Below are 24,621 nucleotides of genomic sequence, written 5' to 3'. Positions count from 1 at the left end.
CTCAATGCGCGGTCAGCTTGTCCAGCGCGCCGGGCTTGTCATGCACGGCCAGCTTGTCGACCAGCGTTTCCGACGCCTCGTTCATGCCGGTGATCTGGACCTCGGCCCCTTCGCGGCGGAACTTCAGCACCACCATGTCCAGCGCCTGGACCGAACTGATGTCCCAGATATGCGCCCGGCTGACGTCGATCGTCACATGTTCCGGCGCTTCACGGAAGTCGAAAGCCGCGGCGAAATCCTCGGCCGAGCCGTAGAACATCTGCCCTTCGACCACGTAGGTGCGGTGACGCCCGTCCGCCGACAGGGTCGAGGACACGCGGAACAGCTGCGCGATCTTGCCGGCGAAGAAGATCCCCGACAGCAGCACGCCCGCCAGCACGCCGATGGCCAGGTTGTGCGTCCAGACGACTGTCGCGACCGTCGCCAGCATCACGATCGAGGACGACCGCGGATGCGTGCGCAGCTGCGCGATCGAGGACCAGCTGAACGTGCCGATGGACACCATGATCATGATCGCGACCAGCGCGGGCATCGGGATGCGGCCCACCAGGTCGCCCAGGCCCACGCACAGGATCAGCAGGACGGTGCCCGCCGTGAAGGCCGACAGGCGGCCCCGCCCGCCGGATTTCACGTTGATGACCGACTGGCCGATCATGGCGCAGCCCGCCATCCCGCCGATGAAGCCGGTCGCGGTGTTGGCGATGCCCTGGCCGATGCACTCCTGGTTGCGGTCCGACCGCGTGTCGGTCAGCTCGTCCACGATGTTCTGGGTCATCAGGCTTTCCAGAAGCCCCACCACGGCGATTGCCGCCGAGTAGGGCAGGACGATCAGCAGCGTCTCCAGCGTCAGCGGGATCTGCGGGATCAGGAAGACGGGCAGGCTGTCGGGCAGCTCGCCCAGGTCGCCCACCGTGCGCACGTCCCAGCCCATCAGCGTTGCCAGTACCGTCAGCACGATGATGGTGACCAAGGGCGAGGGTACGGATTTCGTGATGCGCGGGAACAGGTAGATGATCGCAAGCCCCGCCGCGACCAGCGCATAGGCCAGCACGCCCACGCCATCGCGCGAGAAGTCCAGTTCCGGCAGCTGCGCCATGAAGATCAGGATCGCCAGCGCGTTCACGAAGCCGGTCATCACCGATTTCGAGACGTAGCGCATGAAGCGGCCCAGCCTCAGCAGGCCCATGGCGATCTGGATCAGGCCCGCCAGCACGGTCGCGGCCAGCAGGTACTGCAGCCCGTGATCGCGCACCAGCGTCACCATCAGCACCGCCGTCGCCGCCGTCGCGGCCGAGATCATGCCGGGACGCCCGCCGGTGAAGGCGATGATCACCGCGATCGAGAAGCTGGCATAGAGCCCCACCTTGGGGTCAACGCCCGCGATGATCGAGAATGCGATGGCCTCGGGGATCAGGGCCAGCGCGACGACCAGCCCCGAAAGCAGGTCGCCCTTGATGTTTCCGAACCACTGGTTGCGGTATTCGGTCAGGGTCATGTTGAACGGTCCTCTGCCCTGTGTCGGATGGTCCTTCGCAAGACGTTCCGGCATCGGATCAGGGCTTTTCTCAGGATTATCCGGCGGATCAGCGGCCGGAAGAGCCACCCGGAATCTCACCGGGTCCATGCATTCGGAACCGCTGATAGCGGCGCGACCCTGCAAGATCAACCTTCGAGGGGCGAAGCAGATGCCCCCGCTGCGGCATTGCGGCAACGGGGGCACGGTTGCTTAGGGATCGGGCTCGAACTCGCTCAGCTCGGGGCGGCGGCCGATGGTGATGTGGTCGATATCCTCGGCGCCGAAGCCGCGGATCAGGGCGGGGATCATCATGAAGACCAGGATGAAGATCGGCAGCCCGACCACCGTGATGACCTGTTGCAGCGCGGTCAGCCCGGCCTCGCCCGCAAGGACGATCAGCATGGCGGCGATCAGCCCCTCGGCCAGGCCCCAGAAGACGCGCTGATGCACCGGGCCGGCCTTCTGGCTGCCCGAACACAGCATGTCCACGACCAGCGATGCCGAATCCGACGAGGTGGCGAAGAAGATCGCGACGACGATCACCGCCAGCCCCTGCATGAGGTGCGCGAAGGGCAGCTGCTCGAAGAAGGCGAACATCGCCAGCGGGATCGATTCCGACACCGCCGCGCTGATGGTCCCGGCCTGCGCGCCCATCGCCTCGCGCGCCTGAAGGCCCAGCCCGTCCATCGCCAGCGCCTGCCAGCCGAAGATCGCGAACCAGATCACGGTGAACAGCGACGGCGCCAGCAGCACGCCCGCCACGAACTCGCGCACCGTCCGCCCGCGAGAGATGCGCGCTACGAACAGCCCGATGAAGGGCGACCAGGTGACCGTCCAGGCCCAGTAGAACACCGTCCAGTCGCCCTGCCAGCCCCAGTCGCCGTTCTGCATGCTGTTTCCGTGCAGCATGTCGTTCCAGAAGGCCAGCCGCGGCAGGTTCGACAGGTACAGGCCCACCGTTTCCACCATCCCCCGCAGCAGGAACAGCGTCGCGCCGGTCAGCAGCACGAAGATCATCAGCCCGACCGCCATGCCGATATTCAGGTTCGACAGCATGCGGACCCCGCTGTCGAGGCCCGCGACGATGGATGCGGTCGCGACCAGCGTCAGCACCGTCAGGATGGCCACGCGCAGGAAAGTGCCGTTCTCCCAGCCGAACAGCTCGGACAGGCCCGCCGCCACCTGCGACGACCCGAGGCCAAGCGACACTGCCACCCCGAACAGCGTGCCGAGGATCGCGGCGACATCGATGACCTTGCCGATGGGGCCGTGGATGCGTTCGCGCAGCAGCGGATAGAAGACCGAGCTGACGCGGACGGGCAGATCATAGCGGTTGATGAAATAGGCGAAGGCCAGCCCCGGCAGCGCGAAGATCGTCCAGGTATGCAGCGCAAGGTGATAGAGCGCGATCGAGATCGCGTCCTGCGCGGCCTCGACGGTATAGGGCTCGACGCCCGGAAGGGGCGGGGACTGGAAGTGGCTGATCGGCTCGGCCACGCCCCAGAACATCAGGACCGTCCCGATGCCGCCCGCGAACAGCATCGTGAACCACGACACGTTGCTGTACTCGGGCCGGGAATTCCTGGGCCCCAGCCGGATATGCCCGTGCCGCGAGACCGCCGCCCAGACCAGGAAGCCCAGCCAGACATTGACCCCGAGGATGAAGAACCAGCCCAGGTTGGTGACGATCCACGCGCGTCCCGCCGCGAAGGCGTCCCCGATGGTCTGCGGCGCCAGAACCAGCGCCAGAACGAAGACGACGCTGAGCCCCGCCGCCGAGAAGAAGATCGTCGGATCGGCCTTGAGGCGCAGCCGGTTCGCCCATTGGTTCAGCATCTTTCCCCCGTGGTTCCTTCAGCTTCCCAAGGGGTCAAGCGATCAGCGCCGCCTTTCGTTCCGTCCTGTCCTGCACATCGTGCAGCGGGATCGCCGCCTGCGCGGCAAGGGCGCCAAGCCCGCAATCGAAGACGATGTCGCCGCCCATCGCGAAGACCCGCGTTTCCGGGCGGATCGCGTCGGACAGGCGCTGGACCGGAATGCGCGTCGTCAGCCCCTGTGGGCCGTCCCCGATGATCAGCGGCGAGACCGAGACCTGCAGCCGGTCCAGAAGCCCCGCCTCGAGGAAGCCGGTGATGGTCGTGCCGCCCCCCTCGATCAGCAGCGATCCCAGGTCCATCCGGCGCAGCCCGCGCAGGATCGAGGCCGGGTCCAGCCTGCCGCCGATGCGGGGCAGTTGCAGCACCTCGACGCCCTTCGCGCGGGGGCGGTCGATGGACTGGACGACGACCCGCCGCGCCCCGGTGTCGCGCAGCACGGGGGCATCGTCGGGCAGCCTGCCGTTCGGGTCGATGACGATGCGCGCGGGGTCGTGGCCGCTGCACAGGCGCACCGTCAGGCGGGGGGTGTCATGCAGCGCGGTGCCGACGCCGATCACCACGCCATCCACCAGCGCGCGCAGGCGGTGCAAATGCGCCAGCCCCTCGGGGCCGGACACGTCGCGCGCATCGCCCGAAGCGGTCGCCACGCGCCCGTCCAGCGACTGCCCGATCTGTGCGATGGTCATGTGGCCCAGATCGCGCCGCGCGATCGGACCATAGAGCATCAGCGCCGCACGCTCGGCTTCGGTGAAATCGCCGCAACAGGCGCAGGCGTGGCCCGCCCGGACCGCAAGGATGCGGTCCCAGACCCGTGGTGTGACTTCGACATTCTGCATGGCGTCCCCTCCCTCTGGATCGGTTCAGCCCGTGCCGGGCGGCAGGGCGAGTATATCCATATGACCCACATGGCACCTGCTTCGTTCCGCGATGCCGATGCGGTTTCGTCCCCATTCGGCCGCGTCGGCATTGCCGGTCTCCGACGCGGCATCGGCGATGCCCTCCAGCAGGGCGCGGTGCAACGGCGCCTCGGCCCCGTTCAGCGACCAGGGGCTGTCGGCGTGATGAACGCGGAAGCCCGCCTTGCGCATGATCTCGACCGCGCGGGGGCCGCTGTCGGGCCCAAGCGCCGCACCAAGGCCCTTGTCGCCGCGCTGGTGGTCGTTGAAGGCCCGCGTGATCGCCTCGTCCCCCAGCAGCTGCGGCTGCCAGCGCATCACCCCGTCATAGGACAGCGCGGCATAGAAGGGCAGTTGCGCCTCGGCCAGCCTTGCGGCCAGACCGGCGATCCATTCCGCGGGCATGAGGTCCAGAAGCGCCGATGCGGTCACCAGCGTCGCCCCGTCAAGCGGCAGCGCATCCAGATCGCCCAGGTCGATGCGATGCGTCTCGGCGCGGCCCTGCGCCTCGGCTCGGGCGCGGTCAAGCAGCGCGGGATCGTTGTCCACCAGCCGCCAGCGCGCATTCCCGGGCAGGTGAGGGGACATGACGCGCAGGGTCGAACCCGTGCCGCAGCCCAGGTCCAGGACCACGGGGTCCGGCCCCGCCGCAAGCGCTGCCCGCGCGATCAGCCCCGGATCGCGTGCGGCGCGATCGGCGGGTTCCCTCAGCGCAAGCCATTCGGCCGAGAATGCCATCAGATCTCCCCCTCGTACCAGGCGCGGGCGACGTGGCTTTCGTGCAGCGTGATGCGCAGCCGCTTCAGCCGCGCCGGATCGCCCAGCCCGCCCGTTCGCGCGACATCGGCCAGCGTGGCGAAGATGTGCTGGCACAGGAACTCGGTCGTGGTGAACTTGCCCTTGAATTCGGGCACCTCGTCCAGGTTCTTGTATTTCAGCGGCAGAAGCGTGTTCGACAGCGCTTCGGTCGCAAGGCCCATGTCCACGACCAGCCCCTCGTCGTCCAGTGCCTCGGTGAAGAAGGCCGCATCGACGGTGAAGGTCGCACCATGCATGCCCTGTGCGGGCCCGAAGGTGGGCGAGGGCAGCGAATGGGCGATCATGATATGGTCACGGACTTCGACGGCGAACATGGGTGCTCCTTATCGTTCGGTTCAGTAGCGGATGCGGTGGCACAGCGTGCCTGCATCGTTGAGGATATCGTTCCAGCGGTCGGGAAGATCCGCGAAGGCGGTCTCTCCCGAGACGAGTTCGTCCAGCCGGTCGTCGGATGCCAGAAGATCCATCGCCTTGCGCATGCGGCGGGCATAGTTCCATCGCGCGGTGCGTGTGTCGGGAATGCGCCCCACCTGGCTGCTGACGATGCGCAGCCTGCGGCTGTGGAACGCGCCGCCAAGCGGGATCTGCACCGGCGCGGGGTGCCAGCTTGCCTCGGTGATCCGGGCCTCGGTTCCGGCGATGGCGATGGCCTGCGTCAACCCGGCAGAGGTCGCGCTGGTATGGATCACGACGTCCTGTTCGTCCGGCGCGTCCTCCGGCGTCGCGAAGCGGCAGCCCAGCAGCGTCGCAAGGTCCGCGCGGGTGGCCAGAGGGTCGATTACCGTCACCTCGGCCCCCGGCAGTCGCGCGGCAAGGCTGGCGATCAGCAGGCCCACGACCCCCGCCCCGATGACGGCGATCCGGTCGCCCGCACCGGCATTGCTGTCCCACAGGACGTTCAGCGCGGTTTCCATGTTCGCCGTCAGCACGGCACGCTGGGCTGGAAGGCCCTCTGGCAGGGGCGTCAACGCGTGGTCGGGCAGGCGGAATTGCCGCTGGTGCGGGAACAGCGCGAAGACTTCGCGGCCTTCGTGTGCGCCTTCGGTCGCGCGACCCACGGCGCAATATCCGTATTTGACGGGAAACGGGAATTCCCCTTCCTGATAGGGTGCGCGCATGCGGGCATACTCAGCCTTCGGGACGTTGCCCGAGGAAACCAGCCGTTCGGTGCCTCGGCTGATGCCGGTGAACAGGGTGGTGACAAGCGACCCTTCTCCGATCGTGCCGGGTGCGATGACGGGCCGGTTCCGGTCCGTCAGCCAAAGCGCGTCAGCCTTCATGCAAGAAGATGCCCCGACTTGGCCGCCTTGGTGTCCAGATAGCGGGTGTTTTCGGGGCCGCGACCGACCATCAGGGGAACGCGATCCGCCACGGTGATGCCCTCGGTTTCAAGGCGGCGGATCTTGGCGGGGTTGTTCGTCAGCAGCTTCACCTGCGAGATTCCCATCTGGCGAAGCAGCGCCGCGCCGATGCGGAAATCTCGCTCGTCATCCTCGAAGCCCAGGCGGTGATTGGCCTCGACGGTGTCCAAGCCCTGATCCTGCATCCCATAGGCGCGCATCTTGTTCGCCAGACCGATGCCGCGTCCCTCCTGGTTCAGGTACAGAAGGACGCCGCTGCCCGCCTCGTTCATGGCGGCGATGGCGGCCTGCAGCTGGGGCCCGCAATCGCATTTCAGGCTGCCGAGAACGTCGCCGGTGAAGCAGGCGGAATGCAGCCGCACGAGGACGGGCCGATCGGGATCGGGCTCGCCCACCTGGATGGCATAGTGTTCGGGACCATGCGCGTCGGGGCGGAAGACATGCAGCCGGCCCGCCGCAGCCGCCGCCATCGGCACGCGCGCGTCAGAAACGGGCTGCGGGTTCGGCGCCTGTTCGGAATGCAGCAGCGCCTCTTCGGCGGAGAGGATCGACAGGTTGTGGCGAAGGGCGGTGGCCATCACGTCAGGGCCGGGAACGACCAGCGCGGCGGGAACCAGTTCAGCGGATTTGGCCAGCCGGATCGCCGCACGGTGCAGCGCGCCTGCCGCCGCGCGGGGGGCACGCGGCAGCGCCGCCGGACCGGCCATACTGCGCGACGGGTCGGCCATGGCCTGCAGCCATTCAAGGCCGACATCGCGGGCGACGGGGATGCGGGCGACATCGGTTGCGACGGGGTGGTGCAGCGCCTCGGCGCGGCGGGCGGTCAGGATCAGCTCCATCCCCTCGTCGCGCATGGCCTCCAGCCGTTCGGGGCGCAGCGTTTCCACGGGCACGACCATCGCGGCGCCTTCCTCGCCCGCAAGGACCACCGGCAACCCAAGTCGCAGGTCGCCCACGATCCGCGCCACGCGTTCGGCGCTGCGCATGGCCAGCGGATCCGTCGCCGCGGGAACGGGTTGCGATTGCGGGTAGGGGGTCGGGAAGATGCGCATGATACCACTGTCCGTCTGAGAAACCGTCGCAAGGATGTGAACGTGCGGGTTTCACGGGCGGTTCCGCAGGAACGTCCCGGCGCGGCCGAATGTCGCTGCGCGCTGGACGGCGGATGCGAAACCGTCCAGCCTGCGCCTGTATCATGAAAAGGGAGCGGCCATGAATTTCCGCGCGGCGCTGGGACTGATGCGGTCGATCGCGATCTACTACAACCCGGTCAGGGTCCGGCAGTTGCGCAGGCATTACGCCGGGATCATCCGCAGGGGCGATCTGGTGATCGATGTCGGCGCGCATGTGGGCAGCCGCAGCCGTGCCATGCGGGCCGCAGGCGCGCGCGTCGTCGCGGTCGAACCGCAAGAGCCCTTCGCGGGCTTCCTGGCCCGCAGCCTGCCGCGCGATGTCACGCTGATCCGCAAGGCGCTGGGCCCGGCCGAGGCCGTCGCCAGCATGGCGGTTTCCAGCCTGCATCCGACGGTGTCGTCGCTGTCGCAGGGCTTCACGCGGGACGCGGCCGATGCGCCCGGTTTCGACCATGTGCGCTGGGACCGCCGCCAACAGGTGCAGGTGACGACGCTGGACCAGGTGATCGCGCAGCACGGGCTGCCGCAATTCGTCAAGATCGACGTCGAGGGCTTCGAGGAGGACGTGCTTGCGGGCCTGAGCCAGCCGGTCCCCATGCTGTCGGTCGAATACCTTCCCGCCTTCCGCGACAGGACGCTGCGGGTCATGGCGCGGCTGGCGCAGCTGGGCGATTACCGCTTCAACGTCGTCAGGGGCGAGACGGGCGTCTTCCTGTGGGACGACTGGCGCGATGCGGGGCAGGTCGGCGATTGGCTGGCGACGCTGCCGCGCGACGGGGGATCGGGCGATCTCTATGCGCGGATGGTTCCGGCGAAATCCTGAAACAGCTCGGGGCGGGCGGCGATGACGTTGCCGCTTTCCTCGGGGCGGTCTTCGGGCGTCCAACCCTCGGTCCGGATGCCGGCTTCGGCGCAGATGACCAGCCCCGCGGCGATGTCCCAGGGGCGAAGGCTGCGTTCCCAGAACCCGTCCAGACGGCCCGCCGCGACATAGCACAGGTCCAGCGCCGCAGCGCCCAGGCGCCTGATGCCCGCGCTGCGTGGCAGGATGCGGCGCAGATCGTCGGCATGGTCGTCGATATGCGCCATCCCCCCGAAGGGCAGGCCCGTCCCCCACAGCGCGCCGCCCGCAGGCGGGCAGGGCGGCAGGCGCAGGGGCTGGCCGTTCAGGGTGGCCCCCATCCCGCGCGCGGCGGCGAAGGTTTCGGACCGCAGGGGGTCGTGGACGACGCCCAGCACGCGGCGGCCATTCTGTTCCAGCGCGACCGACACGGCCCATTGCCCGATCCCGCGCAGGAAGTTCGTCGTGCCGTCCAAGGGATCGACGATCCAGCGGCGGGGGGCGTCGATGGCCTCGGTCTCTTCGCCCAGCCAGCCGTCGCCGTACCGGATCAGCGCCTCGCGCAGCAGCATCTCGGCCCCGCGATCCGCGGCCGAGACGAAATCGCCTGGTCGCTTCTGGTCGATCACCAGCGTCTCGCGCTGCTGCCAGTGGTCCAGCAGAAGATCGCCCGCCGCCTTGGCTGCGCGGATCGCGCGGTCCAGATCGGGGGTCATGGCTGCGTCCGTTCGCTCATCAGCTTCTCGATCACGCCAAGCGATGTCGCCATATGCGCCCGCATCGCGGCGCTGGCGCGGTCGGCGTCATGGGCGATCACGGCATCGAGGATCTGCCGGTGTTCCATGCGGGAACTGTCGATGCGGTCCTGTCCCTTGTCGAACTGCGCGTCCCGCCACGGCAGGGACCGGCGGTTCAGATCGGCGGCAAGCTCGGCCATGACGGCGTTCTTGGCGCCAAGGCGCAGGGCTTCGTGGAAGCGGCGGTTGGTTTCGGCGTAATCGGCATTGGGGCGGTCGCCCTGATCCACGATCATGCCCAGTGCGGCCTGCTCCATCGGTGTCATGCGCCGGGCGGCCAGGCCCGCGCACAGGGCCTCGATCTCTCCCAGACTCTCGAACAGGTCGCGCAGGGCGTCGTGGTTCATGCGTCGCACAAGGTATGCGCGGCGCGGGCCGCGTTCGACCATGCCTTCCGCGTCCAGCCTGTGCAGCGCCTGCCGGATGGGCGTGCGCGACACGCCGAAGCGTCCGGCCAGCTGCACCTCGGCCAGGGGTGCCCCCGGAAGCAGCTTGCCGCCCACGATGTCGCGGATCAATTGGGCATGGATCTGATCGGCAGAGAATGAGGGGCTGGCCATGCCTGTTCCATTTGTATTCCGTGTCGTTTGACCTGTATACCTTTCACCAAGATCACGCAAATTCGATTCAGGCAGGCGGGGAAGGTTCATGACAGGGTTCGATTTCTTCAACGGGCGCCGGGCGGCGGGCTTCGCTTCCGGTGCGATGATAGCCACGTCCCACCCGCTTGCAACTTCGGCGGGTCTTCGGATCCTGTCGAGGGGCGGAAATGCCTATGATGCCGCAATTGCAGCCAGTGCGGTGCAGGCGGTGGTCGATCCGCTGATGACGGGCATCGGCGGCGACTGCTTCGCGCTGGTCGCGGGGGCCGACGGGCAGGTGCGCGCGCTGAACGGATCGGGGCAGGCGCCCGCCGCCGCCACGGTCGAGGCGCTGCGCGAGGCGGGCGTCGGCGATCACATCCCGCTGGACAGCGCCCATGGGGTGACGGTTCCCGGCGCGGTCTCGGCCTGGTGCCGGCTGCATGCCGACATGGGCAGCCTGCCGCTGTCGGATTTGTTCGCACCCGCCATCGAATGTGCGCGCGCGGGTTATCCGGTGACGCCGCGCGTGGCCTTTGACTGGGCGGCCGAGGCCGGGCGTATCGGCGCCGATCCGCATGCGGCCAGGGTCTTCCTGCCGGACGGCAAGGCCCCCGTCGCGGGCGACCGCCATGCCCAGCCCCTGCTGGCCGACCGGCTGGAGGAGATCGCGCAGAAGGGCCCCGAAGCCTTCTATGGCGGCGAGACGGCGCGCAGCATGGTGGCGCATCTGAACGCGCTTGGCGGCCTGCACACGGAGCAGGACTTCGCCAATGGCGCGGATGCCGCCTTCTGGACCGATCCGATCAGCGCCACCTATCGCGGGCACGAGGTGTTCGAATGCCCGCCGAACGGGCAGGGGCTTGCGGCGCTGGTGATCCTGAAGATCATCGAGGGCTTCGACATGGCCTCGCTGTCGCCTGCCGACCGCATCCATGTCCAGGCCGAGGCCACCAAGATCGCCTATCACCACCGCGACGCGCTGATCGCGGATGCGGGTGCCTGCGAGGGGCTTGTCGAAACGCTTCTGTCGGACCGCGCCATCGCTGCCATGCGCGACCGCATCGACATGACCCGCGCGGGCGAACCCGCCCTGTGGGACGAGGTCGAGCATCGCGACACCATCTATCTGTGCGTCGTGGACGGGCAGGGGAACGCGGTGTCCTTCATCAACTCCATCTTCCATCCGTTCGGCTCGACCCGGCTGGATCCGGCGACGGGCGTGCTGTTCCAGAACCGCGGCGCGTCCTTCCGCATGGACCCCGCGCATCCCAACGCCATCGCGCCGGGCAAGCGTCCCATGCACACGATCATCCCCGGCATGCTGCGCACGGATCGCGGCATGATGCCCTTCGGCGTCATGGGCGGGCATTACCAGGCGGCGGGCCACGCGGCCTTCCTGTCGGGCGTCATCGACGAGGAGATGTCCCTGCAGGACGCCATCGACCGTCCGCGCAGCTTCGCCACCGAAGGGCGGCTGGATGTCGAGCCCACGATCCCCGATGACGTGCTGGCCGATCTGGCCGCGCGGGGGCACCGGGTGAACCGCGTCAAGGGCCCCATCGGCGGCGCGCAGGCGATCCGCCCCGTGGCGGGGGGCCTCGAAGGTGGGTCCGACAGCCGCAAGGACGGCATGGCGGCGGGTATCTGAGAAGGAGGCGGGCATGTTCGCACGACTGAAACGGATCGGCATCGACACCTATATGCTGATGCTTCTGGGGGCGGTCCTGCTGGGGCTGGTCCTGCCCGCACGCGGCATCGCGGCCGAGGGGCTGGGGCGCTTCACCTATTTCGCGGTGGCGCTGCTGTTCTTCCTGTACGGCGCGAAGCTGGACCCGGCCTCGGTTCGGGCCGGGATGCTGAACTGGCGGCTGCAGGGGCTGACCTTCGCATCGACCTATGTGCTGATCCCGGTGCTGGCGATGGCCGTGGCCGCGATCTTCGGCCCGCTGCTGGGCCCCGAGGTCGCGACCGGCGTGGTGTTCCTGGGGCTGCTGCCGTCCACGGTCCAAAGCTCGATCGCGTTCGTGTCGATCGCGCAGGGCAACGTGCCCGCCGCGATCTGCGCGGCGTCGCTGTCGAACCTGGTGGGGGTCGTGCTGACGCCGCTGCTGGTCGCGCTGTTCCTGCAGGTGGGCGACGGGGGGATCGACCCCTCGGCCATCCTGCGCATCGGCACGCAGATCCTGCTGCCCTTCGTGTTGGGGCAGGTGCTGCGCCCCTGGGTGGGCGCGACGGTGCAGCGCCACCGCAACGCCACGCTGGTCGTGGACCGCGGCGCGATCCTGCTGATCGTCTACTCGGCCTTCGGGGCGGGCACGGTGTCGGGGCTGTGGGCGCAGATCCCGCCGACCGCGCTGATCGTGCTGATCCTGGTCATGCTGATCCTGCTGGCGCTGGTCTTCGCGCTGGTCGCGGGCCTGGGCCGGCTGTGCGGGCTGCCGGATGCCGACCGCTCGGTCCTGTTCTTCTGCGGCTCGACGAAAAGCCTGGCCTCGGGTCTGCCCATTGCGACGGCACTTTTCCCCGCCGCGATCGTGGGTGCGACGGTTCTGCCTGTACTTGTCTATCACATGGCGCAATTGCTGGCCTGCGCGGTGATCGCCCAGTCGGGCGCCCGCCGCGCCGCGCGGCACGGGATGCCCGCCGCCTGAGGAACCCGCTTTGCGCGGACACGTTCGACGATTACGCTGTCCGTGCCACCGACATACGAGGAAGCCATGACCGACCGCGAACGTCCCACGCCCCATTCATATGACGGTCCGGTCGGCGGCTGGGGGTCGCCCCGCGGCATCGCGCAGGTGACGCGCGCCGCCCGTCCCGTGCCCGGCATGGCCGAAACCCTGTTGCGCCAGAACAAGCAGGGCGGCACGATGTGCACCTCCTGCGCCTGGGGCAAGCCGCGCCACCCCCACAAGGTCGAGTTCTGCGAGAACGGCGCCAAGGCGACCGCATGGGACCTGACCAGCATCCGCTGCACCCCCGATTTCTTCCGCGACCATACCGTGACCGAGCTTTACGGATGGTCCGAATACGACCTGGAGATGGCGGGCCGTCTGACCCGTCCCCTGCGCTATGACGCCGAGACCGACCGCTATCTGGAAGTGGACTGGGACGAGGCCATCGCCGCCATCGCCGCCGAGATGCGCGAGCTGGACCCCAGGCGCACCTGCTTCTACGCCTCGGGCAAGGCTGCGCTGGAGCCGTCCTTCCTCTGGGCGCTGTTCGCGCGGGCCTGGGGGCATTGCAACCTGCCCGACAGTTCGAACATGTGCCACGAGACGACCTCGGTCGCGCTGAAGAAGGTGATCGGGTCGCCCGTGGGCACCTGCACGCTGGACGATTTCCAGCATTGCGACGCGATCTTCTATGTCGGGCAGAACCCCGGCACGAACAGTCCGCGCATCCTGCACCCGTTGCAGCAGGCGGCCGAACGCGGCTGCCACATCGTCGCGATCAACCCGCTGAAGGAAAAGGGCCTGATCGAATTCGCGAACCCGCAGCGGCCCTGGCAGATGACCATGGGCAGCGCGACCGAGATCGCCGACCGCTATCTTCAGGTGCGCGCGGGCGGTGACATCGCCGTGCTGACCGGCATCGCCAAGCATGTGCTGGAACTGGAGGACAGCCGGGGCGGCGTTCTGGACCACGACTTCCTGGCCGAGCATACGCATGATCTTCAGCCCTGGATGGACTGGGTGCGGGCGCAGGAATGGGACGATCTTGAACGTGTCGCCGGCATCCCGCGCGCCCAGATGGAGGATGCGGGCCGCATCTATGCCGAGGCGAAGGCCGTCATGGGCATCTATGGCATGGGGCTGACGCAGCATGTCCACGGCTCGGACGCGATCGGGACGCTGGTGAACCTGCTGCTGCTGCGCGGCAATATCGGCCGCCCCGGCGCGGGATGCAGCCCCGTCCGCGGCCATTCCAACGTGCAGGGCCAGCGCACCGTGGGCATCGCGGAAAAGCCCGAACAGGTCCCGAACGACCGCCTGCGCGAGGAATTCGGCATCGAACCCCCGATGGAGGAGGGGTGGAACACGACCGCCTTCCTCAACGCGCTTCTGGACGGAGAGGCGCAGGCTTATATCGGGCTGGGCGGCAATCTTGTCCGCGCCGTGCCCGACCAGGACCGCGTGGCCGAGGCATGGGGCCGGATGCAGCTGACCGTCCACATCGCCACGCGCCTGAACCGCACGCATCTGCTGCCGGGGCGGTCCTCGTGGATCCTGCCCTGCCTCGTCCGTCAGGAAGAGGACATCCGCGACGGCGTTAACCAGCATGTCAGCATGGAAGACAGCTTCAGCCACATCCACGCCTCGATCGGCAGGCGCAAGCCCGCCGACCCCACCCTGCGATCCGAGACCGCGATCATCACCGCCCTTGCCGATGCCGTGCTGGAGCCGAACCCGAACCTGCCCTGGCAGGATTGGGGGCGCGATTATTCGCTGATCCGCAAGGCGATCAGCCGCATCTACTCGGCGCAGTTCTACGACTACGAGGAGCGGATGCACTGGGAGGGCGGCTTCTATCGCGGCAACGATGCGGGGCAGCGCATCTGGCACACCGCCAGCGGCAAGGCCGAGTTCACCGTCCCCGTCGCGCTGGACCAGACGGGCCTGGGCGAACGCGAGGGCGTCTATCGCCTGATGACGCTGCGGTCGAACGACCAGTTCAACACCACCGTCTATGGCTACAGCGACCGCCTGCGCGGGATCGAGGGCGACCGGATGCTGATCATGATGTCGCCCGACGACATGATGGCCGAAGGGCTGGAACCCGAACAGAGGATCGCGCTGGACGGTGCGGCGGACGACAACATCCGCCGCCGGGTCGAGGGGCTGCGCGTTCTTCCCTATGATCTGCCGCGGGGCTGCATCGCGGGATATTTCCCCGAACTGAACCCGCTGTCGCCGCTGTCGCGTCACGATCTGGCCTCGGGCACGCCCGCGGCCAAGGGCATTCCGGTGCGGCTGGATATCGGCGCCTGAACGCGGCCTCTGGCGCAGGGCGGTCCGGGGCGTTATCCGGGCTGCCGCGCCGCATCTGGCGCAGACAGGAAAGGACGCATCATGACCATTGGCGTGATCGCACGCATCACCCCCCTTGCGGGCCGGGAACAGGCCGTCGAGGATCGGTTGGCGCAACTGGCGCAGGATGTCCGCGCCGAAGAGGGGAACCTCTTGTTCTACATCTATCTGGGTGACGGCCCCGACGGGCGCGGCATTACCATCGTCGAGGAATATCGCGACGAGGCGGCGTTCCGCACCCATATCGACGCGCCCCATACCGTCGCCTTCAATGCCGAACTGACCGGCATGGCCGAGGGTGGCGCATCCGACGTGAAGATGGTGCGCCCCTTCGCGAAGTGATCAGCGTTCGAGGATGAGCCTCTCGCCCTCGAAGCTGACGCGGGCAAAGCGGCGGAGATAGCTCATCCCCAGCAGCGACGCGCCCAGATCCCCGCCGACGACCGTGGCGGGGACGGCGCGATCCTCGATCCCGCCCAGGGTGAAGCGGTCCAGCCGCACCCGCGCGGTCGGCACGTCGCCATTCGCGGTCATGGCCTGCCCGTCGAAGCGAAGACTGTCGGGGTCCAGCCCCAGCCGGGCGGCATCCTCGCGCGTGAGGGCGATCCCCGTCGCGCCGGTATCGACGATGAAGCGGACGGGCTGCCCGTTCACGTCGGCGGTCAGGTGAAAATGCCCGTTCGGGCCGGCGCGGGCCTCGATCCGGCGACCGTCCTGCGTGACGGTCTGTTCCGACCCCATCCACCAGTGTGCGGCCAGCGTGCCCGCCGCGAAGATCACGGCCCAGACGGCCGCCATGCGGATGGCGCGACCGCCGCGACCGCTGAACTCGACGATGACGGCGCCGCCGATGAAGACCAGAAGCAGGCCGTAGAAGACGAGGCTGGGCCAGTCCCCCGCGCCCATCAGAACAGCCCCGAGCCCTTCAGCCCGTCGATCACGAACTGAACGGACAGCGCCGCCAGCAGCATGCCCAGAAGGCGCGTGACGACCATGACGCCGGTCCGGCCCAGGGCGCGCGCCAGGGGCGTCGCCAGCACGAACAGGACCATGCAGATGCCAAGCACGACCAGCATCACCAGGTTGACCATCAGCACATGCGCCACGCTCGGACCCTCGCCCACCAGCAGGATCATCGTGGCCAGCGCACCGGGACCGGCCAGAAGCGGCATGGCCAGCGGAAAGACCGAAGGATCCTGGCCGGGATCGTCGCTGTCGGCCTTGTCCTCGCGGCGCTCGGTCCGGCGTTCGAACAGCATGTCCAGCGCGGTCAGGAACAGCAGCAGCCCGCCCGCGATCCGGAACGCCGAGATCGAGATGCCGATGCCCGACAGGATCGCCTCTCCTGCAAGGCCGAAGACCATCAGCAGGATCGCGGCGATGAACAGCGCGCGGATGCCGATGCGGCGGCGCTGCTCGGCCGATTGGCCGGGGGTCAGCGCGATGAAGACCGGCGTCAGGCCGATCGGGTCGATGACCACGAACAGCGTGACGAAGGCGGTGATGTATGCGGCCATGTCCATGTCGCCTTATCGCGCGACCGGCTGGCCGTGCCAAGGTGGCGCGTTCACGTCAAAGGGCTTTGCAAATGCCGCCGCGACCTTTTAGACATGGCCACGCGGGCGGTCGGACCGCCCGGCGATGGAGTGTCAAATGCTGAACAATATCGGCCTTCCCGGCCTTCTTCTGATCGCGGTCGTCGTGCTTGTCCTGTTCGGACGGGGCAAGATCTCGTCGCTGATGGGCGAAGTGGGCAAGGGAATCACCGCCTTCAAGAAAGGCGTCAAGGACGGCGCGGACGAGATCGAGAACGCCTCGAAGACCGACGAGGAAGTCCCCGGCAAGACCGCGCGCGACGTGACGCCGCACACGACCGACCGCAGCTGATCCCGGAAAGGCGCGTCCCATGCTGGATATCGGCTGGAGCGAGCTGCTGCTTATCGGCATCGTCGCCCTGATCGTGGTGGGTCCCAAGGACCTGCCGCATCTGTTCCATTCGCTTGGCCGCATCATGGCGCGCGTGCGCGCGATGGGCCGCGAATTCACCTCGGCGATGGAAGACGCCGCCCGCAGCTCCGGCCTGGACGAGGCTGCGGGGTCGCTGCGCGACATGAAGTCCCTGACCAGCAAGAAGGGGCTTGGCCTCGACGCGCTGGACCGCGCCGCCGACCGGTTCGAGAAGTGGGAGCCGAAGATGCCCGCCGCCAAGGGCGGTGTGCAGGCCGACCCCGCCGCACCCGAACCCGCTGCCCCCGAAACGCCCGGGGCTGCCGATGCGGCGGTGCCGGAAACCCCCGACGCGACCCCTGACGCGACCGGCCGCAGCCTGCATCCGGTTCGCCGTTCCGATATGAAAGACGACTGACGTGGCCGACAACACGACGCGTCCCGAGGACGAGATCGACGACAGCTCGGCCCCGCTGATCGAGCATCTGGCCGAGCTTCGCACCCGCATCATCTGGTCGCTGGTGGCCTTCGTCATCGCGATGGTGCTGTGCTATACGGTCTGGAAGCCGATCTACAACATCCTGACCCAGCCGATCTGCCAGGCGCTGGCCGAACGCGACCAGAGCTGCCAGCTGCAGATCATCAAGCTGCAGGAAGGCTTCTTCACCGCGGTCAATATCAGCTTCTTCGGCGGCTTCGTCCTGGCCTTCCCGGTCATCGGCAACCAGCTGTGGCGCTTCATCGCGCCGGGTCTCTACCGGTCCGAGAAGGCGGCATTCCTGCCGTTCCTGATAGCCTCGCCGGTGATGTTCGCCATTGGTGCGACATTCGCCTATTACGTCATCCTGCCAATGGCTTACGACTTCTTCCTCGGATTCCAGCAGGCGCCTGTGGTGGCGACCGCGGACGAGGTGACGACCACGCGCGACGTGGCCGGCATCGCCTTCCAGGGCTCGATGCAGGAATATCTTGCGCTGACGATGAAGTTCCTGCTGGCCTTCGGGCTCAGCTTCCAGCTGCCGGTCGCGCTGACGCTGCTGGGCAAGGCTGGCCTCGTGTCCGCCGAGGGGCTGGGCGCCGTTCGCCGCTATGCGGTGCTGGCGATCCTGGTGCTTGCCGCGGTCGCGACCCCGCCCGACGTCATCTCGCAGGTGGTGCTGTTCACCGTGGTCTACGGCCTCTACGAGATCTCGATCCAGCTTGTCGCCCGCATCGAGAAACGCCGCGAGGCCGAGCTGCGCGCGCAGGGTCTGTGGGTCGAGGAGGACGAGTGACCGAGGATCTGACCCGCATCGCCGAAGCGCTGGAGCGGATGTCGCCGCCCCCGCGTCCGGCCCCCGATTTCGACGCCTCGACCGCCTTCGTCTGGCGCACCGACCCCGAGGGGCTGGTTCCCGTGCCCGATGTGGACCGGCAGGATCTGGACCTGCTTTTGGGCATCGACGGTGCCAAGCGCACGCTGCTGGCCAACACGCTGCAATTCGCGCGCGGCCACGCGGCGAACAACGCCCTGCTGTGGGGTGCGCGGGGGATGGGAAAATCCTCGCTGGTCAAGGCCGTCCATGCCCGCGCCGTGGCCGAAAACCTTCCCCTGGTCCTGGTCGAGATCGCACGAGAGGATCTTGCATCGGTGGGTCGGCTGCTGTCGCTGTTGGCCGCGGCCCCCGACAAGCGCTTCGTGCTGTTTTCGGACGACCTGTCCTTCAGCCATGACGACACGCAGTACAAGTCGCTCAAGGCCGTGCTGGATGGCGGGATCAGCGGGCGTCCGTCGAACGTCATCCTCTATGCGACGTCGAACCGCCGCCACCTGATGCCCCGCGACATGATCGAGAACGAGCGTTCATCCGCCATCCACCCCGCCGAGGCCGTCGAGGAGAAGGTGTCGCTGTCGGATCGCTTCGGCCTGTGGCTGGGCTTCCACCCCTGCGACCAGGACCAGTTCCTGTCGATGATCGACGGCTATTGCGCGGCATATGGCCTGCGCATCGCTGCGGACGACCTGCGCGCGCAGGCGATCGAGTGGCAGGCCACGCGCGGGTCGCGCTCGGGTCGGGTCGCGTGGCAGTTCTTCACCGATCTGGCGGGGCGGCACGGGATCGCACTGTGACGCCCGCTCGTGACAGCGGCACGGGGCCGAACGTCCTGCTGGGCACGCGCATCCGCGAACGCCGCATGGCGCAGGACCGCCGTCAAAGCGACGTGGCGCGTGCGGTCGGCATCTCGCCCGCCTATCTGAACCTGATCGAGCACAACCGCCGCCCCGTCAGCGCCGAGCTGCTGGAGAAGCTGGCGGCCGAGCTGCAGATCACCCCCGAGGAACTGTCCGAGGGCCGCGAGGAGGTCCGCATCGCCGCCCTGCGCGAAGCCGCGGCCCATCCCGTCGTCGGCGACAGCCCCCCCGAGCTGGAACAACTGGCAGAGTTCCTGGCCCGGTATCCCGGCTGGTCCGAGCTGCTGATCGCCCAGTCGCGGCGCGCGGCATCGCTGGAACGGCAGCTTGTCGACATGTCGGACCGCATGACGCAGGACCCCTATCTGCTGACGACGATGCATGAGGTGCTGTCGGCGGTCACCTCGGTCCGGTCGACCGCCGCGATCCTGGTCGAGGATGGCGAGGTCGCCCCCGAATGGCGCGACCGGTTCCACGCGAACCTGCACCAGGACAGCCAGCGCCTGTCGGTGACCGCGCAGTCGCTCGTGGCCTATCTTGACAGCTTCGAGGCCGAGGGCACCGCCGCCTCGCCGCAGGAAGAGGTCGAGGCATGGCTGGCCGACGGGGCCGATCCGGCGATCCAGCTGTCCTCGGACGCGGCGCGGCAGATGGCGGCGGGCATAGGCCAGCGTCTTGCGCGCGACCGGCAGATGCTGCCGGACCAGGCGCTGCTGGACGGGCTGCGCGCCGATCGCGACGTGGTGGCGCTTGCCGCGCGTCTGGACCTGCCCGTCGATCTGGTGATGCGCCGCATCGTCGATCTGCAACCCGAGGGGTTCGCGGGCACGGGGCTGCTGGTCTGCGATGCGTCGGGGATGCTGACGCTGCGCCGCGCCGCCAAGGGTTTTGCCCTGCCGCGCCCGGGCGACAGCTGCGCGCTGTGGCCGCTGTTCCAGGCGCTGGCCGCGCCGCAGGTCGCGCTGGCCCATCACGTCGTCACGACCGAGGGTCGCGCCTTCGCCACGATCAGCCATTCCAGCCGCCGCCAACCCCTGGGGCTGCACGGCCCCTGGCTGACCGAGGTGACGATGCTGATGATCCCGCTGGACGGGCCCGCGCCCGACGATGCGCTGCCCGTGGGGCCCGCCTGCCGCATCTGCCCGCGCAGCGATTGCGTGGCGCGGCGCGAACCCTCGATCCTGGTGCCGCAGGGGCCGCGCACGGGCCTTTGACAAGCGGGCCGCCTGCGGGACAATATCACGGGCGCGTCGTCGGAGGGGAGCCGGATGCAGCCTGACATCCTGATGATCGAGGATGAGCCCAACATCGCGGAGGCGGTCCGCTTCATCCTGTCGCGCGACGGCTGGCAGGTGGATCTGCATGTCGACGGGGCAGGCGGGGTCGAGGCGATCAGCACGCGCCGTCCCCGGCTGGTCATCCTGGACCTGATGCTGCCCAACCGCTCGGGGGCGGAAATCCTGCTGGACCTGCGGCAGGCGCCCGACGCCTCGCTTGCGGCGACGCCGGTGCTGATGCTGACCGCGCGCGGCGATACCGAGGCCGCCGAGCAGGCCGACGCGGTCCTGGCCAAGCCCTTCGACAATGACGAATTGCGCAGGCTGGTCCGAAGGCTGATCCGTGCCTGAGCGGCCCCTGTTCCTGGAACGCGCCTCGTTTCGCAGGCGCAGGCTGGGCGATGCGGCGCGCGTGCTGCCGGTCCTTGCGATGGTCCTGATGCTGGTGCCGGTCTGGTGGATGCCCGCCGCGATCAGCTTTGCCACGGGGGCCGTCTGGTTCTTCGGCCTGTGGGCCGCGCTGATCCTTGCGGTCTTCGCGCTGCACCGCGCTCTGCTGCGGGCCGAGGCCACCGCCAACCGCGCAGCCGAGGATCACCCGGATGCCGTTTGAGGCGTTGCTGGCGACCTGCCTGTGCTATGTCGCGCTGATGTTCGGCGTGGCCTATGCCGCGGATCGCGCGGCGGCTGCGGGCCATGTGCGCTGGCTGGACCACCCGCTGGTCTATACCCTGTCGCTGTCGGTCTATTGCAGCGCCTGGACCTTCTATGGCGCGGTCGGATACGCGTCGCGGTCGGGGCTGGAATTCGCGACCATCTATCTTGGCCCGACCATCGTCTTCACCGGTGCGTGGTGGGGATTGCGTCGGTTGGTGCGGGTCGCGCGGATGCATCACGTCACCTCGGTCGCGGACCTGGTCTCGGCGCGGTTCGGCAAGTCTAACCGGCTGGCGGCCATCGTGACGCTGATCGCGGTCATCGCCTCGACCCCCTATATCGCGCTGCAACTGCAATCCGTGCGCCTCTCGTTCGAGCTGTTCGCGACCAGCCGCCCGTCCGAGGGCGGGGCGCTTGGCAATACCGCGATGTGGGTGGCGGGGGGGCTGGCGCTGTTCACCATCCTGTTCGGCACGAGGAACCTTGCCGCCGACGAGCGCCACCACGGGGTCGTGACCGCCATCGCGCTCGAGGCGGTGGTGAAGCTGGCGGCGTTCATGGCGCTTGGGGTCTTCGTCGTCTGGGGGCTGGCCGACGGACCGGTGGACATGCTGCGCCGCATCGGGGACGCGGCGCAGGATCCGCGCTTTGCGGGCGGGTGGGTGCTGAAGCCCGACCGCTGGACGGCGCTGATCCTCGTCTCGGGTGCCGCGATCCTGACGCTGCCGCGCATGTTCCAGGTCATGGTGGTCGAGGCCGCCGACGAGGAGCGCCTGCATGTCGCGGGCTGGGCCTTTCCGGCATATCTGTTCGCCATGTCGCTGTTCGTGCTGCCCATCGCCGTGATGGGGGCCGAGATCCTGCCCGCGGGGGCCAATCCCGATCTTTACGTGCTGACGCTGCCTGCTGCTGCGGGGCAGGACCTTCTGGCGCTGCTGGTCTTTCTGGGCGGGTTCTCGGCGGCGACCTCGATGGTGGTGGTCTGCGCGATCGCGGTGGCGACGATGGTGTCGAACCACTGGCTGGTGCCGGGCTGGCTGGCGCTGCGGCGCATTCCCGCGGGCGAGGGGACGGACGACCTGCGCGGCTTCGTGCTGAACGCGCGGCGGCTGGCGATCCTTGCGATCATGGCGGCGGGCTGGACCTATCACCAGGCCTCGGGCGGGGCGGCGGCGCTGGCGGCGATGGGGCTGGTGGCCTTTACCGGCATGGCGCAGGTGCTGCCCGCGATGCTGGGCGGGCTGCTGTGGCGGGGCGCGAACCGCAAGGGTGCCTATGCGGGGATCTGCACAGGATTCGCGCTGTGGATGGCGCTGATCTTCCTGCCCTCGGTCGGGATGGGGGGCGATCTGCCGGTCCCTGCGGGGGTCGATCCCTGGACCGCGGCCGTCGCGCTGTCGCTGGCGCTGAACACGGCGGCCTTCATCGGCGTGTCGATCTTCGGCTTTCCCGACCCGGTCGAGCGTCTGCAGGGGCTGTCCTTCGTGTCCGCGGTCGAGCCGATCCGCCACAGCCGCATGGCGCGCGGCGACGACAGGGCTGAGCCGCTTCTGGCGATGGCCCGCCGCGTCTGGGGCGCCGATGCCGCGCTGCGCTATTTCCAGGCCGAGGCGCAGGCCCAGGGCAAGTCCGGGTTCCTGCCCGACCTGACGCCGCGCTTCCTGACCGCGCTGGAACGGCGGCTGGCAGGCTCCATCGGATCGGCGACCGCGCATGCCATGATCGACCGCGTGGCGGGGGGCGTCGCGCTGACGGTGTCGGATCTGCTGCAGGTTGCCGACGAGGCCCACCGCGCCAAGGAGGAGACGCAGCGTCTCGAGGCCGCGCGATCCGAGCTGGCCCGCACCGCCCGCCAGCTGCGGGAGGTGAACGACAAGCTGACCGCGCTGTCGGTGCAGAAGGACGCCTTTCTGGGGCAGATCAGCCACGAGCTGCGCACGCCCATGACCTCGGTCCGGGCATTCTCGGAAATACTTAAGGATTCGTCCCTAAGTGACGAGGAACGAAAGAAATTCGCGGGAATCATCCATGACGAGGCCGGTCGCCTGACACGCATCCTGGACGACCTGCTGGACCTGTCCGTCCTTGAAAGCGGGCGCGCGCAACTGTCGGTGACGGCGGCGAACCTGCACGACCTGATCGCCCGCGCGCTGGCCGCCGCATCGGCCACGCGGCCCGAACGCAGCTTCGTCATCGACCGCGATCTGCCGTCCGAGCATCTGGGCGTGATCACCGATGCGGACCGGCTGCTGCAGGTGCTGATCAACGTCATCGGCAATGCGCGGAAATATTGTGATGCCCCCTATCCGGCGCTGCGCATCCGGGTGCGCAGGCCCGATACCGGGGGTGCGGTCATCAACATCGTGGACAATGGCAGCGGCATCGACGCGGGCCGCCAGTCGCTGATCTTCGAGAAGTTCTCGAGGTTGAACGACCCGGCGAAGGCCGGCGGGGCGGGTCTGGGCCTGGCGATCTGCAAGGAGATCATGGAGACGCTTGGCGGTTCGATCAGCTATCTGCCGGGGCAGGGCGGGGCCGCGTTCCGCATCGTGCTGCCGGCGCGCCCGCCCGTTCAGCAGGCTTAACGGTTTGGAAACCGGATTAGGGTCAGGCTGAGTGCGAACGGGGCTGCGATTCGGGCGTGACATGACTGCAGGCGATACGGAACGGACGGAAACGCGCGGCACGGTGCTGCGCGGATTGCTGAAGCGGCGCGACGATCCCGTTGCGGCCGAGACGCCCGATCTGCCGCCCGCGCCCAAGGTGACGCCCGCCCGCGCTGCCGCCGCAGCCATCGGTCGCGCGGCCGAGGCGCTTTACTCGCTGCCGCTGCGTTCGCTTGCGGTGACGCCGGGTGCGCTGACCCTTGCCGAGCTGCCCGAACTGCTGCCCGACATGCCGCTGCTGGCGCTGCTTCAGGGCCCGGGCGAGCAGCTTGGCGCAATCGCCCTGTCCCCCGAGGTCGCGGCCGCGCTGATCGAGGTGCAGGCCCTCGGGCGCGTCACGGCGCGCCCCCTCGATCGCCGCAGGCCCACCCGAAGCGATGCGGCCCTGTGCGCGGATTTCATCGACCGCTTCCTGGCCGAGCTGACATCCGAGATGCGCGCGATTCCCGGCTATGCGCCCATCGCGGGCTTCCGTTTCCTGACCCATGTCGAGGATGCCCGCCCCCTTGCGCTGATGCTGGAGGATGTGGCCCATCGCAGCATCGACATGCAGGTCCGGCTGGGCGCGGGTGATGTCCGCGAGGGTCGCGTCATGCTGATCCTGCCGCAGGGGCAGGAGGTTGCGGCACCCGTGACGGCACCGGCGCGACCCGCGCCCCGACCGGCGGCCCCGCGCCCCAGCCTTGCGCCCCCGATGCAGGAGGCGGTGGTCGAATTGCAGGGCGTGTTGTGCCGCAAGACCGTATCGCTCGGGGAATTGCGCGCGATGCTGGGCGGCAGGCTTCTCTATCTTCCCAAGGCCGCACTTCAGGATGCCACGCTGGAGACGGGCGACGGCCAGGTCCTGTCGCGCGGACGCCTGGGCGAGGCCGAGGGCTGCCACGCGCTGCGCCTTTCGGACCCCGCGTCCCGTGCCGCGACCGATACCGCACAGCCCCTGCGCCCCGCCGCCCCGCCCGTCGATCTGAGCCGCCCGGACCCGTTCCGCAGCCCCCCTTCCGCCGAGGAAGGCGCCGCGAAGGGCCGCGAAACGGCGTGAGCCCGCTC

At 68.6% G+C, this 24,621-nt stretch carries 25 protein-coding genes and 1 other annotated feature; of the genes, 14 read left to right on the top strand and 11 right to left on the bottom strand.

Annotation, left to right across the window (positions count from 1 at the left end; genetic code table 11):
• Window position 1 precedes the first annotated feature (1 nt).
• The 7 genes from QMZ16_RS00910 to ribA all read right to left on the bottom strand — a co-directional run bounded on the left by QMZ16_RS00910 (window position 2) and on the right by ribA (window position 7,455).
• On the bottom strand, window positions 2–1,495 hold the full coding sequence (locus QMZ16_RS00910; protein ID WP_282601746.1) for a SulP family inorganic anion transporter: 1,494 nt from the start codon (window positions 1,493–1,495) through the stop codon (window positions 2–4).
• Window positions 1,496–1,569: 74 nt separating this feature from the next.
• Window positions 1,570–1,625: a sequence feature (sul1 is cis-regulatory element that is thought to sense ions involved in sulfur or methionine metabolism; They are found in Alphaproteobacteria), on the bottom strand.
• A 101-nt stretch (window positions 1,626–1,726) separates the two neighbouring features.
• Window positions 1,727–3,352 (bottom strand): BCCT family transporter, encoded by a 1,626-nt coding sequence (locus QMZ16_RS00905; RefSeq protein WP_282601745.1) that lies wholly within the window; start codon window positions 3,350–3,352, stop codon window positions 1,727–1,729.
• 34 nt (window positions 3,353–3,386) lie between these two features.
• The gene (locus QMZ16_RS00900) at window positions 3,387–4,229 is read right to left on the bottom strand and encodes a RibD family protein (RefSeq protein WP_282601744.1); all 843 of its coding nucleotides are present in this window, start codon (window positions 4,227–4,229) and stop codon (window positions 3,387–3,389) included.
• A gap of 24 nt (window positions 4,230–4,253) precedes the next feature.
• Entirely contained in the window at window positions 4,254–5,027 is a 774-nt protein-coding gene (locus QMZ16_RS00895; protein ID WP_282601743.1) for a class I SAM-dependent methyltransferase, read from the bottom strand.
• Complete coding sequence (locus QMZ16_RS00890; protein WP_282601742.1) at window positions 5,027–5,422, bottom strand: 6-carboxytetrahydropterin synthase; 396 nt, start codon at window positions 5,420–5,422, stop codon at window positions 5,027–5,029. The genes QMZ16_RS00895 and QMZ16_RS00890 overlap by 1 nt, the downstream gene beginning before the upstream one ends.
• A 21-nt stretch (window positions 5,423–5,443) precedes the next feature.
• Complete coding sequence (locus QMZ16_RS00885; protein WP_282601741.1) at window positions 5,444–6,388, bottom strand: zinc-binding alcohol dehydrogenase; 945 nt, start codon at window positions 6,386–6,388, stop codon at window positions 5,444–5,446.
• A complete protein-coding gene (gene ribA / locus QMZ16_RS00880) occupies window positions 6,385–7,455 on the bottom strand; it encodes a GTP cyclohydrolase II (protein ID WP_282601834.1) in 1,071 nt (356 codons plus the stop codon). The genes QMZ16_RS00885 and ribA overlap by 4 nt, the downstream gene beginning before the upstream one ends.
• Before the next feature lie 226 nt (window positions 7,456–7,681).
• Between ribA and QMZ16_RS00875 the strand changes: the two genes are divergently transcribed.
• Window positions 7,682–8,425 (top strand): FkbM family methyltransferase, encoded by a 744-nt coding sequence (locus QMZ16_RS00875; protein ID WP_282601740.1) that lies wholly within the window; start codon window positions 7,682–7,684, stop codon window positions 8,423–8,425.
• Here QMZ16_RS00875 and QMZ16_RS00870 read toward each other — a convergent pair.
• A complete protein-coding gene (locus QMZ16_RS00870; protein WP_282601739.1) occupies window positions 8,395–9,159 on the bottom strand; it encodes an inositol monophosphatase family protein in 765 nt (254 codons plus the stop codon). The two genes, QMZ16_RS00875 and QMZ16_RS00870, sit on opposite strands and share 31 nt — an antisense overlap.
• On the bottom strand, window positions 9,156–9,800 hold the full coding sequence (locus QMZ16_RS00865; RefSeq protein WP_282601738.1) for a GntR family transcriptional regulator: 645 nt from the start codon (window positions 9,798–9,800) through the stop codon (window positions 9,156–9,158). Before QMZ16_RS00865 ends, QMZ16_RS00870 begins: the two co-directional genes overlap by 4 nt.
• Before the next feature lie 88 nt (window positions 9,801–9,888).
• Here QMZ16_RS00865 and QMZ16_RS00860 point away from each other — a divergent pair, with 88 nt between their 5' ends.
• From QMZ16_RS00860 to QMZ16_RS00845, 4 genes are all read left to right on the top strand, one after another.
• Entirely contained in the window at window positions 9,889–11,472 is a 1,584-nt protein-coding gene (locus QMZ16_RS00860; RefSeq protein WP_282601737.1) for a gamma-glutamyltransferase family protein, read from the top strand.
• Window positions 11,473–11,485: 13 nt separating this feature from the next.
• Window positions 11,486–12,475: a bile acid:sodium symporter family protein gene (locus tag QMZ16_RS00855; protein WP_282601736.1), complete on the top strand. Its 990-nt coding sequence runs from the start codon at window positions 11,486–11,488 to the stop codon at window positions 12,473–12,475.
• Between the two features lie 66 nt (window positions 12,476–12,541).
• Window positions 12,542–14,815: an FdhF/YdeP family oxidoreductase gene (locus tag QMZ16_RS00850; RefSeq protein WP_282601735.1), complete on the top strand. Its 2,274-nt coding sequence runs from the start codon at window positions 12,542–12,544 to the stop codon at window positions 14,813–14,815.
• An 81-nt stretch (window positions 14,816–14,896) separates the two neighbouring features.
• A complete protein-coding gene (locus tag QMZ16_RS00845; RefSeq protein WP_282601734.1) occupies window positions 14,897–15,196 on the top strand; it encodes a putative quinol monooxygenase in 300 nt (99 codons plus the stop codon).
• Here the strand turns inward: QMZ16_RS00845 and QMZ16_RS00840 are convergent, their stop codons facing one another.
• Both QMZ16_RS00840 and QMZ16_RS00835 read right to left on the bottom strand, forming a co-directional pair.
• A complete protein-coding gene (locus QMZ16_RS00840; RefSeq protein ID WP_282601733.1) occupies window positions 15,197–15,760 on the bottom strand; it encodes a TIGR02281 family clan AA aspartic protease in 564 nt (187 codons plus the stop codon).
• A complete protein-coding gene (locus tag QMZ16_RS00835; RefSeq protein ID WP_282601731.1) occupies window positions 15,760–16,377 on the bottom strand; it encodes a MarC family protein in 618 nt (205 codons plus the stop codon). The genes QMZ16_RS00840 and QMZ16_RS00835 overlap by 1 nt, the downstream gene beginning before the upstream one ends.
• Before the next feature lie 130 nt (window positions 16,378–16,507).
• On the opposite strand from QMZ16_RS00835, the gene QMZ16_RS00830 reads away from it, so the two are divergent.
• The 9 genes from QMZ16_RS00830 to QMZ16_RS00790 all read left to right on the top strand — a co-directional run bounded on the left by QMZ16_RS00830 (window position 16,508) and on the right by QMZ16_RS00790 (window position 24,613).
• Entirely contained in the window at window positions 16,508–16,741 is a 234-nt protein-coding gene (locus tag QMZ16_RS00830) for a twin-arginine translocase TatA/TatE family subunit (RefSeq protein ID WP_022707450.1), read from the top strand.
• Between the two features lie 19 nt (window positions 16,742–16,760).
• Complete coding sequence (gene tatB, locus QMZ16_RS00825) at window positions 16,761–17,219, top strand: Sec-independent protein translocase protein TatB (RefSeq protein WP_282601730.1); 459 nt, start codon at window positions 16,761–16,763, stop codon at window positions 17,217–17,219.
• A gap of 1 nt (window position 17,220) precedes the next feature.
• Complete coding sequence (gene tatC / locus QMZ16_RS00820; RefSeq protein ID WP_022707448.1) at window positions 17,221–18,075, top strand: twin-arginine translocase subunit TatC; 855 nt, start codon at window positions 17,221–17,223, stop codon at window positions 18,073–18,075.
• Complete coding sequence (locus QMZ16_RS00815; protein ID WP_282601729.1) at window positions 18,072–18,911, top strand: ATP-binding protein; 840 nt, start codon at window positions 18,072–18,074, stop codon at window positions 18,909–18,911. Before tatC ends, QMZ16_RS00815 begins: the two co-directional genes overlap by 4 nt.
• Entirely contained in the window at window positions 18,908–20,188 is a 1,281-nt protein-coding gene (locus tag QMZ16_RS00810) for a helix-turn-helix transcriptional regulator (RefSeq protein ID WP_282601728.1), read from the top strand. Before QMZ16_RS00815 ends, QMZ16_RS00810 begins: the two co-directional genes overlap by 4 nt.
• A gap of 54 nt (window positions 20,189–20,242) precedes the next feature.
• Window positions 20,243–20,602, top strand: coding sequence for a response regulator (locus QMZ16_RS00805; protein WP_022707445.1), 360 nt, complete (start codon window positions 20,243–20,245; stop codon window positions 20,600–20,602).
• Window positions 20,595–20,864 carry a hypothetical protein gene (locus tag QMZ16_RS00800; protein WP_022707444.1) on the top strand — a complete coding sequence of 90 codons (270 nt, stop codon included), beginning with the start codon at window positions 20,595–20,597 and terminating at the stop codon, window positions 20,862–20,864. Before QMZ16_RS00805 ends, QMZ16_RS00800 begins: the two co-directional genes overlap by 8 nt.
• Window positions 20,854–23,493, top strand: coding sequence for a sensor histidine kinase (locus tag QMZ16_RS00795; RefSeq protein WP_282601727.1), 2,640 nt, complete (start codon window positions 20,854–20,856; stop codon window positions 23,491–23,493). Before QMZ16_RS00800 ends, QMZ16_RS00795 begins: the two co-directional genes overlap by 11 nt.
• A 61-nt stretch (window positions 23,494–23,554) precedes the next feature.
• A complete protein-coding gene (locus QMZ16_RS00790) occupies window positions 23,555–24,613 on the top strand; it encodes a hypothetical protein (protein WP_282601726.1) in 1,059 nt (352 codons plus the stop codon).
• Window positions 24,614–24,621: the final 8 nt, after the last annotated feature.

The sequence above is a fragment of the Paracoccus sp. PARArs4 genome, assembly GCF_947311865.1.
In the GTDB taxonomy this organism is placed as follows: domain Bacteria; phylum Pseudomonadota; class Alphaproteobacteria; order Rhodobacterales; family Rhodobacteraceae; genus Paracoccus; species Paracoccus zeaxanthinifaciens.
Note: the sequence above shows the minus strand (reverse complement) of the source record. Positions and strands in the feature narration are given on the sequence as shown.